This window comes from Streptomyces sp. NPDC004134 (genome assembly GCF_042874195.1).
In the GTDB taxonomy this organism is placed as follows: Bacteria; Actinomycetota; Actinomycetes; order Streptomycetales; family Streptomycetaceae; genus Streptomyces.
Genome location: NZ_JBIAMS010000002.1, coordinates 356,858 through 368,921 on the forward strand (window position 1 = coordinate 356,858; position 12,064 = coordinate 368,921).

Genomic DNA, 12,064 nt, shown 5'->3' on the forward strand with positions numbered 1-12,064 from the left:
CGGGGTGCTCCGCGGGGGTCAGCCGCTCGCGCGGCCGCGCGTGCTCTCCCGCTCCACCAGCGAGAACGCGGGGTGCATCTCCTGCGACTCGGGCACGCTGCCGTCGCCGTGGGCGGCGTCGAGACGCTTCACGAGGGACTCCACCGCGAGCCTGGCGATGGCCCGCTTGTCGGGCGCGATGGTGGTCAGTGTGACGGCTCCGTAGCGGCTCTCGGTGATGTCGTCGAAGCCGACCACCGCCACGTCCTCCGGCACCCGCAGCCCGCGCTCGGACATCACCCGCATCGCGCCGATGGCGATCAGGTCGTTGTACGCGAAGACCGCGTCCGGCCGCTGCCCCGAGTCCAGCAGGCCCGCCATGGTGACCGCGCCGTCCGCCCGCTCCCAGCCCTCGGTGTACGCCACCAGCGCCTCGTCGACCGGTACGCCGCGGTCCGCCAGCTCCGCCCGCCAGCCGAGAAGTCGCAGGTGGGCGGGTTGGTGGGCGCGATCCTCGCGGGCGCCGAGGAACGCGATGCGGCGCCGGCCGAGGTCCAGCAGATGGCCGACCGCCTGCCGGGCCGCGGCGATGTTGTCGATCGCGATGTGGTCGTACGGCAGGTCGTAGCGCCGCTCGCCGAGGAGCACCAGCGGGCTCTCCTCGGCCCGGCCGCGCAGATCCTCGGTGTCCAGCTCCAGCGGGCTGAGGATCAGCCCGTCCATCACCCGGGCGCGGAAGCCCTGGGTGACGAGCAGCTCCAGCTCGCGCCGGCCCTGGGTGTGGTCGAGCAGGACGGTGAAGTCGTGCCGGGCGGCCTCGTCGATGACGTGTCCTGCCAGCTCGGCGAAGTAGGGGTTGCCCAGCTCGGGAACGGCGAGCGCGATGATGCCCGTACGGCCTTTGCGCAGGTGGCGGGCGGTGAGGTTGGGGCGGTATCCCAGCTCGTCGATCGCCTGCTGCACCCGCGCCCGCATCGCCGGCGTGACGTGCGGATAGTTGTTGACCACGTTCGAGACGGTCTTCACCGACACGCCCGCCCGCTCGGCCACATCCTTCAGGCTGACTCTCAACGCGTTCCTCCTACGCCGTTTGGTCATGCACTGGACACAACGCAGGAGGCGTGCTGTCATGCCAACTGCCCTTGTTTCCAACGTTATACAAGACGCCCGGGGGCAAAGGGCAGCCCTGGCACCCGCATTCTCCGACTTCCGGAGGTACCCGTGCACCCCTCCCTCAGACGCGTACGGCGGCGACTGCTCCGCTGGCCGACGCCCATCCTCGCGGCTCTCGCCCTGACCCTGGTCCCCGCAGGTCCGGGCTTCTCGGCCACGAGCGCCGACCGCCCGGCCGCCGCCGAGGCCGCCGACTCCCGCGCAGCCGCGGAGGTCCACGGCCTCAAGGGCGAGTACTACACCCACAGCGCCCCCGGCACGTTCGACTTCGACCAGTTGAAGGCCACCGCCTTCGACCCGTCGCTCGACTTCGACAACCTGGAGCCGCGCCTCGCGGCCCGCGCCGGCCAGGCCGACAACGTCAGCGTCCGCTGGACCGGCGGGATCACCCCCGAGGTCTCCGGCGCGCACACCTTCCACGTCAGCGCGGACAACGGCTTCCGGCTGTGGGTGGACGGCGAGGTCGTCATCGACCACTGGATCGACGACTGGGACAAGGAACAGACCTCGCAGCCCGTGACCCTGGAGGCCGGCCGTACGTACGACATCAAGGTGGAGTACTTCGAGCACCACGGCGGCTCGAACTTCCACCTGCGCTGGACCAAGCCCGGCGCCCAGAAGGAGGCCGTGCCGCAGTCCGCGTTCTCGCTCCCCGGGGACTTCGACTACACCGGTCCCACCGATGTCGCCGTGCAGCCCGACGGCCGCACGCTGACCATGGACTTCGCCCAGCCGCTCGCCGCTCCCCCGGCGACGTTCGACGAGCATCTGGAGACGGTCATCGGCGGCGCCGACTGGCCGCGGGCCGCGGCCGAGCTGGACCCCGACGACCCCTCGCGGCTGATCGTCCCGCTCGACGAGCCGGTCGTCGGCCAGGGCGGCTCCGCCGACGTGCGCTACGACGGCGAGGGCGGTCTGACCGGCGCGGACGGCTCCGACATCGGCGAGTTCTGGACCTCGGGGGCGAACGACTCCGAGTACCAGTTGCGGACGGAGTGGGCCGACGACGTCGACGAGGATGCCCCGCTGCCGGAGTACCCGCGCCCGCAGCTCACCCGCGAGGACTGGCAGAGCCTCAACGGCACCTGGCAGTTCGCCGGCGCCACGGAGGGCGAGAGCCCGCCGTTCGGCCGCACCCTGGACGAGAAGATCGTCGTGCCCTACCCGGTCGAGTCCGAGCTGTCCGGCGTCCAGCGGCACGAGGAGCGCATGTGGTACAAGCGCACCTTCACCGTGCCGCGTGACTGGCGCGTCGGCCAGCGCGGCGAGCGGCTCCAGCTCAACTTCGACGCGGTCGACTGGAAGGCCGACGTCTGGCTCAACGGCAAGCAGGTCGCGTCCCACAAGGGCGGCTACGACCGGTTCAGCGCCGACGTCACCCAGGCGCTGCGTGGCGGCGGCAAGCAGGAGCTGATCGTCGGGGTCTACGACCCGACCGACTCCGCCGACGGCGAGAACCCGCCGATGGGCAAGCAGCGGCTGTCGCCCAGCGGCATCTGGTACACCTCCTCCTCCGGCATCTGGCAGTCCGTGTGGATGGAGCCGGTGCCCACCGACCGCGCCGAGGACCTGAAGATCACCCCCGACGTGGCCGGCGAGCAGGCCGCCGTCCAGGTGCGCGGCGTCCGCGACGGGGTGCCGGTCACCGCCACCGCGTACGACGGGCGCCGCGAGGTCGGCACCGCCACCGGGAAGACCGGCGAGCCGCTGGCCGTGCCCGTGCCCGACCCGAAGCTGTGGTCCCCCGAAGAACCGCACCTGTACGACCTGAAGGTGACGGTCGGCCGCGGTGCCGCCGCCGACCAGGTGCGCGGCTACTTCGGCATGCGCACCGTGGGCGTCGAGACGATCGACGGGCAGCGGCGGATGACGCTCAACGGCGAGCCGGTGTTCGCCATGGCCACCCTCGACCAGGGCTTCTGGCCCGAGGGCATCCACACCGCACCCACCGACAAGGCGCTGAAGTACGACCTCGAGATGCACAAGGAGATGGGCTTCAACTCCGTGCGCAAGCACATCAAGGTCGAGCCCGACCGGTGGTTCTACCACGCAGACAAGCTGGGCCTGCTGGTGTGGCAGGACATGCCGTCGATGAACACCAAGACGCCCTCGCAGAGCTCCCGCACCCAGTTCGAGCACGAGCTGAAGGAGATGATCGAGCAGCACGACAGCCACCCCTCGGTGGTCATGTGGGTGACGTTCAACGAGGGCTGGGGCCAGTACGACCAGGCCCGTATCGCCGACTACGCCAAGGAGCTCGACCCGACCCGGCTGGTCAACAACATGAGCGGCCACAACTGCTGCGGCGCGGTCGACGGCGGCAACGGCGACATCTCCGACGCACACGGCTATCCGAGCGCCCAACTGCCCAAGCCCGACGGCACCCGCGCGCTGGTCAGCGGCGAGTACGGCGGCCTCGGGCTGGCCATCCCGGGCCACGCCTGGCCGGTGCGGCACACCTACGTGGGCGTGGACCGCGAGGCGTACACCGAGGAGTACCTGATCAAGCTGGCCGAAGTCGAGCGGTTCGCCGCGTGCAACGGCAGCAGCGGCGCCGTCTACACCCAGATCACGGATGTGGAGGGAGAGCTGAACGGACTGCTCACCTACGACCGCAAGGTCCTCAAGCCCGATGTGGAACGCATCAGGGCCGCCCATGAGGCGCTGATCGAGGGGGCCGCCGACGGCACCCTCACCTGCGACGCCTCCTGACGCACCCCCCGTTCCCCGCACCCCGGCCGCGGCGCCCGCCGCGGCCGGGGCCGGGAGCGGGCCCCCGCGCCCGGCCGTACCGCCGGACGCCCCCGAGCACCAGGCACCAGGCACCCTCACCTTCCAGGCACCCAGGGACCCGACATGCCTCCTCCGCTGAACCGCCGCCACTTCCTGCACGCCTCCGCCGCCGGGGCCGGCGCGCTCGCCCTCGGCGCCGCCGCCCTCCCGGCCCACGCCTACGGGCCCGCCGCCGGCCGTCCCGCGCGCACCCCGTACGCGGCCGCCGCCTTCGGCAAGCTGCCGCTCGGCAGCGTCACCGCGCGCGGCTGGCTCGCCGGGCAGCTCGGCACCCTCCTCGGCGGGCTCTTCGGCCGCTACGACCGGATCTCCCACTTCCTCGCCTTCGACGGCTCCGGCTGGGTGCACCCCGACCGCGCCGGCTGGGAGGAGGTCACGTACTGGCTGCGCGGGTACGTCTCGCTCGCCGCGCTCACCGGCGACGCCGCCGCGCAGGCGACCGCCCGCCGCTGGATCGACGCCATCCTCGCCACCGGGCAGCCCGACGGCTTCTTCGGCCCCGCCCGGCTGCGCACGGCGCTCAACGGCGGCCCCGACTTCTGGCCGTACCTGCCGCTGCTCCAGGCGCTGCGCAGCCACGAAGAGTTCACCGGCGACGAGCGGATCGTGCCGTTCGTGCTGCCGTTCCTCCGGTACATGAACGCGCAGGGCAAGGGCGCGTTCGACTCCAGTTGGGTCTCCAAGCGGTGGGGCGACGGGATCGACATCGCGTACTGGCTGCACGCCCGCACCGGCGAGGACTTCCTGCTGGAGCTGACGGACAAGATGCACCGGTGGGGCGGGAACTGGGTGGACAACTTCCCGGACCTGCACAACGTCAACGTCGCGCAGGGCTTCCGGGAGCCCGCGCAGTACGCGCTGCGCGCCGGCGACGCCGGTCTCACCCGGGCCACGTACCGCGGCTACGAGCGGATCCTCGCGGAGTACGGGCAGTTCCCCGGCGGCGGCTTCGCCGGCGACGAGAACGCCAGGCCCGGCTTCGGCGACCCCCGGCAGGCGTTCGAGACCTGCGGCATCGTCGAGTTCATGGCCAGCCACGAGCTGCTCACCCGGATCACCGGCGACGCGCTGTGGGCCGACCGCTGCGAGGAGCTGGCGTTCAACCTGCTGCCCGCCGCCACCGACCCGGCGGGCCGCGGCGTGCACTACGCGACGAGCGCCAACTCGATCGACCTGGACGACGTGCGCAAGAACGACGGCCAGTTCCAGAACGGCTTCGCGATGCAGTCGTTCCAGCCGGGCGTCGACCAGTACCGCTGCTGCCCGCACAACTACGGCATGGGCTGGCCGTACTTCACCGAGGAGCTGTGGCTCAGCACGCCGGACGGCGGGCTCGCGGCGGCGATGTACGCGCCGTGCGAGGTGCGCACCCGGGTGCACGGCACCGAGGTGACGATCACCGAGGAGACGGACTACCCGTTCACCGAGACGGTCACGCTGCGGGTCGGCGCCGCCCGCAAGGTGCCCTTCACGCTGCGGCTGCGCGTGCCCGGCTGGTGCGACGCGCCGGAGGTGACGGTCAACGGGCGGCCGGTGGCGGCGGCTGCCGGACCCGGCTTCGTGCCGGTGAAGCGGACCTGGTCGGGCGGCGACACCGTCGTGCTGCGGCTGCCGCAGCGCACGTCGGTGCGGGTGTGGGACGCCAACGGCGGCGCGGTGAGCGTCGACCGGGGGCCGCTGACGTACTCGCTGCGCATCGGCGAGTCGTACGAGCGCACCGGCGGCAGCGACGACTTCCCGCACTTCGCCGTGCACGCCACCACCCCGTGGAACTACGCCCTGGCCCCGGACGCCCCGGCGGGCCTCGCGTTCCACCGCGACGACGGGCCGCTGACCGGCGACCCGTTCACCCACGAGCACACCCCGGTGCGCATCACCGCGCCCGCGCGCCGGCTGCCGGAGTGGGTCGCCGACCGGCAGCACGTCGTGGCGCCGTTGCAGCAGAGTCCGGCCCGTAGTACGGAGGCGCCGGAGACGGTGACGCTGATCCCGATGGGTGCGGCCCGGCTGCGGATCACGGCGTTCCCGACGGCGGACCCGGACGGCACGCCGTGGACACCGGAGCCCCCGTACCACCGGGTCCAGAACAAGCACAGCGGCAAGGTGCTGGCCGTCGACCGGATGTCGCTGTCGGACGGCGGGCGGGTCCACCAGTTCGACAACTCGGGCACGTCCGACCACTCCTGGCAGTTGCTGGAGCGCGGCGACGGGCTGCTGGTGATCCGCAACGGGCACAGCGGCAAGGTGCTCGCCGTCGACGGCGGCTCGACGGCGAACAGCGCGCCCGTCGTGCAGTACGAGGACGACGGCGCGCCGGACCACCTGTGGCGGATCGTGCCCGACGCGGACGGCTGGTTCCGCATCCGCAACGAGCACAGCGGCAAGGTGCTCGGCGTGGACGGCATGTCGACGGCGAACAGCGCGCAGGTGGTGCAGTACGACGACAACGGCACCGCCGACCACCTGTGGCGGCTGGTCGCGGCGCCCGGCTGACGCGCGCCGGGTGACGCGCGGGCGGCCGGTCCTGCACCGGACTCCGGCCGCCCGCGCGCGTAGCGTGGGCGCATGAGCAATCTCGACATGAAGCCCCCGGTCGCCGCCTGCGGCGGCCGGGCGGACGTGACGGCGGAGCCGGTGCGCGAGGTGCTGGAGGCGCGCCACATGCCGCTGGGCGAGAGCACGGTGGTGCGGCGGCTGCTGCCGAACCTCGGCCGGCGGATGGTCGGCGCCTGGTGCTTCGTCGACCACTACGGCCCCGACGACATCGCGGGCGAGCCGGGGATGCAGGTGCCGCCGCACCCGCACACCGGGCTGCAGACCGTGAGCTGGCTGCACGAAGGCGAGGTCCTGCACCGCGACAGCCTCGGCAGCCTGCAGACGGTGCGGCCGCGGGAGCTGGGGCTGATGACGGCGGGGCGGGCCATCGCCCACTCGGAGGAGTCGCCGCGCGACCACTCGCGGCTGCTGCACGGGGCGCAACTGTGGGTCGCGCTGCCCGACGCCCACCGCGCCACCGCGCCCGCCTTCGAGCACCACGCGGAGCTGCCGCACGTGGCCGGCGGCGGCCTGTCGGCGACGGTGATCCTCGGCGAGCTGGCCGGCGCGGCGTCTCCGGGGACGACGTACACGCCGATCGTCGGCGCCGACGTCACCCTGGCGGCGGGCACGGAGGCGCGGCTGCCGGTGGAGCCCGACTACGAGTACGCGGCGCTGGCGATGTCCGGCGAGGCGGAGGTCGACGGGCTGCGGCTGGCGCCGGAGTCCATGGTCTACCTGGGCTGCGGCCGTACGGAGCTGCCGCTGCGCGCCGACGTGGACAGCTCGCTGATGCTGCTGGGCGGCGAGCCGTTCGCGGAGCGGATCGTGATGTGGTGGAACTTCGTGGGCCGCCACCACGACGAGATCGACCGGGCCCGTACGGAGTGGATGAGCGGCACCGGCTTCGGCGAGGTCCACGGCTACGAAGGCCCCCGGCTGGAGGCGCCGCCGCTGCCGCCGACCCCGCTCAAGCCGCGCTGAGCGGCCGGCCGTTCACCCGCCGCCGTGCCCGTACGGGCACGGCGGCAGGGCACGTCATGGGCCCCGCTGCCGGGGGAACAACGGGGCCCGAACAGAAGACTACGCGTCAGTAGCGGAGTTGCGAAGCGGTCCGCCCGCGCCGGGGCACAATCCGGCCACCTGCGTCGATGAAGGTTCAGGCATCCGTGACCCGCCGCGCGCCGCGACACGGGCACCGGGTCACGTGGCGAACCGGGATCAAGGGGCCCTTTGCCGGGCAGCCGGTGGCAGGACCTTCCGGGTGGGACGGCCCCGCTCGCGAGGACCGGGGGCGGCGCCCGGAACCCGGAGCGTACGGCCCGGGCACCGGCCACCGGTCCCGGTCGGCCGGAACGACGCGATCGGGACGCCCGGCGGCGCCCCGGCCGGGCGTGTCGGACTCCGGCCGGGGCGCCTGCCCGCGAGGGGTCGCGGATCAGGGCTGGATGTCGATGGTGAAGGTGGACGTGGTGTTCTTGACGTCCTGCGCGTTGTTCCTCAGGGTGAGGCCGCGGAACGTGACCTGGCCGACGGCCGGGCCCTGGCCCGCCTCGGGCATCTCGTTCGCCCACAGGCCGAAGCCGGACTTGGCGTCGAAGGCGTCACCGCTCTTGCGGGCGCCGGAGATGGTGATGTCGCTGAGGATGGTGTCCTTGATCGGGAACTGCGGCTGGCCTCCCACGTAGTTGGTCTGGAACATGATCCCGGAGTACGTCGGGTCGACGATGTCGACGTTGTTGATCCTGATGCCCTGGAAGACCTTCGAGGCGGAGAAGAGCCAGATGCCCGGGAAGGTCTGCGCGCCCCAGAAGTGCCCGCCGCAGCGTTCGATGGTGATGTTCTCCAGGGTCGTCGGCTGGGTGCCGAAGCCGTTCATCGGATAGCCGAAGTCCAGCGAGCTGACCGTGACTCCGGAGTAGACGAGGGTGTCGGCGATGCGGATGTTGCGGAAGGTGTTGTTGTAGCCGCCGTAGACGGCGATGCCCGCGGCCCGCCAGGTGAGCAGCGAGGTGAGGTTCTCGTAGACGTTGCTGTGCATGTCGGAGCCGCCCGCGTCGATCGCGGAGAAGAGCGCGAAGCTGTCGTCGCCGGTGGCGCGGGACTCGTTGTTGACGACGTGGGCGCCGGTGCTCCCGTTGGTCATGTTGACGGCGTCCGCGAACGAGTTGCGGATGCGGGAGTTCCCGATGGTGATGTCGTCGGTGTTGGCGCCCCAGTAGAGGCACACCATGTGCTCGTTCCAGATGTCGTCGATCGTGATGTCCGAGACGTTCTGGAAGTCGAAGACCTTGCCGGGGCCGTCGATGCGGCTGGTGTAGTTGCCGAAGTAGGCGAAGCCCCGGAAGGAGGAGCCCGCCGCCGCCTGCTCGGCGCGGAAGCCGACGTCGGTGTTCTGCTGGCCGGCGGGCGCGTGGAAGCGGGTGTACCAGGGTCCTGCGCCGACGACCTGCACCGGCTTGCCGTACACCTGGAACTTGCTCGACGTCTGGTACGCGCCGGGCGGGAGGTAGACGCCCTTGAGCTGTCCCGTGGTGTCCATGCGCACGCGGTCCAGGGCGTTCTGCACGTCCTGGTGGGTGACCCCGGCGGGCACGGTGTACGCGGCCGGGTCCGGGTTGGCCTTCGGCGCGACCTGCTCCAGGCTGACGAAGTCGATCGCGTAGCTGGTGGTGTTGGCCGCGTCCTTCTGGAGCCGGATCTTGCTGCCGGCGGGCACGGTCCTGTCCAGCATCAGGTTCGCCTCGTCGTAGATGTGCCGCGCGGGCCCCGCGCCGGGGCTGTTGCCGGGACTGGCCTCCGCCCCGTACAGCCAGGCGTACTTCGAGGTGAGGCTGACGGCCTTGTGGAAGGTGCCGTCGACGTAGACGTTCAGGGTGGCGTCGATGCCGCCGCCGCCCGGGGCGTCGGGGATGGAGAACCGGGTGACCAGGGTGTTCGTGCTCGCCCTGGTGGTGAACTCGACGGACTCGCCGGTCTGGTCGAGGGTCACCGCGCGCCGCCCGGACGCCTCGCCCGCGACGTCGCCGATGGTGCGGTTCGGGCCGACGACCTGCGCGCCGCCGGCGACGGTGCCGTCCTCTGCCTCGTACGTGTCGTACGGCATGTCGGCGCCGCGGCCGACGAACAGCGACTGGGTGCTGGTGTTGTTCTCGCGCTTGACCGGCACCTCGTTGGCGTCGGCGGCGACCGTCACCTCGACGGTGTACGAGCCGTTGGCCGCCGTCCAGCCGCCCAGGCCGACCGGGGCGGTGGTGGCGCCGGCGGCGATGGTGCCGTTGTGCGCGCCGTTCAGCGTGGTGACCGTACCGCCGGCGGCATTGCGCAGCGTCAGGGTGATCGGGTGGCTGCCGCTCGCCGACGCCCGGGTGCCCTGGTTCTTCAGCGACACGGAGAAGTCGACCCGCTCCCCGGCGGTCGCGGAACTGGGCGTCCAGTCCACCGAGGCGGCGACGAGGTCGCTGCTCTGCACGGGCGAGACGCGGAGCGGGGTGGGAGCGGTGTACTCGTTGTTTCCCTCGTCCTGTTCGACGACGGTGTCGTCGGGGTCGACGACGGCGCCGACGGCGTACTCGCCGGCGTCGTGCGCGCCGGTGTTCGCGGTCACGGTCCGCGTGGCGCCGGGGGCCAGCGTGCCGACGTCGGCGGTGCCGGCCGGCTCGCCGCCGAGCAGGAAGTCGACGCCGGTGGCCGCCGCGGGCTCCTCGCCGGCGTTGTGCACCGTCGCGGCGAGGGTGACGGACTGGGTCTCGTCGGGGCTTGCGGGGGTGTGGGTGAGGCCGGTGACCTCCAGGTCGGGGTTGGGCGCGGCGGTGCCGAGGACCTGGAGTTCGCCCACCTGGCCCGCCGGGGCGCCGGTGTTGGCGGTGAACGACAGCCGCAGGTCGGCGACGCGGCCGGTCACGGGGACGGTGACGGTGTTGCCGGTGGCGGGGTCGAAGGCGTACTGGGCGCCGGCCTTGAGGGTGGTGAAGGAGGTGGCGTCCTGCTCCCGGCCGAGGACCGAGAAGGTCTGGGTGCGCGGACCCCAGATGGGGTCGGGGTTGAGCTGGACCACGACGGCGCTGACGTCGGCGTTGGCGCCGAGCGCGACGGTGAGGGTGCCGGGGTAGGCGCCGCCGGCGCCCTCCCAGTAGGTGCCGCGGTTGCCGTCGTTGGCGTTGGTGGCGACGAAGTTGTGGACGTGGGAGGAGGCGGTGATCGGCTTGCCCCCGGCCAGGTCGGGGTCGGCGGCGGCCGCGGTCGCGGCGGCGGTGCCGGGGTCGGGTGCGGCGGGCTCCGCGGCGGCGGTGGCGGCGTCCGCCGGGCGGGCCTTGGCGGTCACCTTGGCGCTGTCGGGCGACTGGTTGCCGGCGCCGTCCCGGGCACGGACGCGGTACGTGACCGACTCGCCGGGCGCCGGGGTGTCGACGTACGTCGTCACGCCGGCGGCGACGCCGGTGCGCAGCCGCCCGTCGGCATAGACGTCGTAGCCGGCGATGCCGTCCGCGCCGGCGGCCGGCGGCCGCCAGTCGAGCTGGACGCGGCCGTCCGGCAGCGCGGTGCGGGTGAGGTCGCGGGGGGTGCCGGGCGGCCGGGTGTCGCCGCCGGCCGGGCCGTAGACCTCCAGCTCGGCCAGGCGCGCGCTGCCGGTGCCGGCCGTGAAGACGACGCGTACGTGGCGGGTGACGGCGGTGTCGAAGGAGAGGGTCGCGCTGTGGCCGCCGGCGGCGCCGAAGGCGATGTCGCGGGCGGCGGTCAGGTCGGTGAACTCCCGGCCGTCCGTGCTGCCCTGGAGCTTGAGGTTCTGTACGCGCGCGGCGCCGCCCCCGGGGAGCTTGAGCACGGCGCGGTCGATGCCGACGGTGGCGCCGAGGTCGGTCCGCAGCCACTGCTCGCGCTTGCTCTTCGCGCTCTGCCAGAAGCTGTCGCGGTCGCCGTCGCCCGCCCGGTCGGCGGTCCGGTCGCCGGTGTGGCTGCTGGCCTTGAGGGGGCGGCCCGCGGCGAGGTCGGCGGCTTTGTCCGCGGCGGTGTGCACGGCGAGTTCGGCGAGGCGGGCGGGGCGTTCGGCGGTGGTGCCGGCGAACTGCACGCGCACGTAGCGGGTCAGGGACGCGGGGAACCGTACGGTCACGGTGTTGTCCGCGGCGGGGCGGAAGGAGCGGGTGTCCTCGGCGGACAGGGTGTGGAAGGTGGTGCCGTCGGCGCTGCCCTGCACGGCGAGCGTCTGCTTGCGTGCGGCGGCGTCCGCGGGCAGCCGGAGCACGACCTCGTCGACGCGCGCCTGCCGGCCGAGGTCTGTCTGCACCCACTGCGGGCCCGTGCCCCGGCTCTGCCAGTACGTGTCCTGGTCGCCGTCCGTGACCTCCGCCGCGGCGTGCCGCGGGGCGGCGCTGCTGGCCGCGGCGGGGCGGCCGGCGGCGGCGTCGGAGCCGGCCGCGGCGACGGCGGGGAGGACGGGCAGGCCGAACAGGAGCAGTCCGGTGGCGAGGGCGGCGATGGTGGGCCGATGTCTCGAGCGGTGCTTTCTCATGGGGGTCGTCCAACCTGTGAGTTAGCTAATTGCGCTGAGATATCGCAGAATTGCAGAACGATCATGGTAAGT

5 protein-coding genes are annotated in these 12,064 nt (G+C 72.8%); 3 read left to right on the forward strand and 2 right to left on the reverse strand.

From position 1 onward, the window contains the following. Window positions 1-18: 18 nt before the first annotated feature. The gene (locus ACFYVJ_RS04785) at window positions 19-1,050 is read right to left on the reverse strand and encodes a LacI family DNA-binding transcriptional regulator (protein ID WP_388886624.1); all 1,032 of its coding nucleotides are present in this window, start codon (window positions 1,048-1,050) and stop codon (window positions 19-21) included. 222 nt (window positions 1,051-1,272) lie between these two features. On the opposite strand from ACFYVJ_RS04785, the gene ACFYVJ_RS04790 reads away from it, so the two are divergent. From ACFYVJ_RS04790 to ACFYVJ_RS04800, 3 genes are all read left to right on the forward strand, one after another. Beyond that, the gene (locus tag ACFYVJ_RS04790) at window positions 1,273-3,864 is read left to right on the forward strand and encodes a PA14 domain-containing protein (RefSeq protein WP_388886815.1); all 2,592 of its coding nucleotides are present in this window, start codon (window positions 1,273-1,275) and stop codon (window positions 3,862-3,864) included. Between the two features lie 144 nt (window positions 3,865-4,008). Then, the gene (locus ACFYVJ_RS04795) at window positions 4,009-6,438 is read left to right on the forward strand and encodes an RICIN domain-containing protein (protein WP_388886626.1); all 2,430 of its coding nucleotides are present in this window, start codon (window positions 4,009-4,011) and stop codon (window positions 6,436-6,438) included. Window positions 6,439-6,510: 72 nt separating this feature from the next. Then, window positions 6,511-7,464, forward strand: a complete 954-nt coding sequence (locus ACFYVJ_RS04800) for a pirin family protein (protein WP_388886628.1) — start codon at window positions 6,511-6,513, stop codon at window positions 7,462-7,464. A 454-nt stretch (window positions 7,465-7,918) separates the two neighbouring features. On the opposite strand, the gene ACFYVJ_RS04805 is transcribed toward ACFYVJ_RS04800, so the two are convergent. Then, window positions 7,919-11,992, reverse strand: a complete 4,074-nt coding sequence (locus ACFYVJ_RS04805) for a discoidin domain-containing protein (RefSeq protein WP_388886630.1) — start codon at window positions 11,990-11,992, stop codon at window positions 7,919-7,921. Window positions 11,993-12,064: the final 72 nt, after the last annotated feature.

Excerpts from the sequence above, each read along its gene's own strand:
- ACFYVJ_RS04805 (WP_388886630.1), bottom strand. The coding sequence starts at position 11,992 with ATGAGAAAGCACCGCTCGAGACATCGGCCCACCATCGCCGCCCTCGCC.
- ACFYVJ_RS04795 (WP_388886626.1), top strand. The coding sequence starts at position 4,009 with ATGCCTCCTCCGCTGAACCGCCGCCACTTCCTGCACGCCTCCGCCGCC.
- ACFYVJ_RS04800 (WP_388886628.1), top strand. The coding sequence starts at position 6,511 with ATGAGCAATCTCGACATGAAGCCCCCGGTCGCCGCCTGCGGCGGCCGG.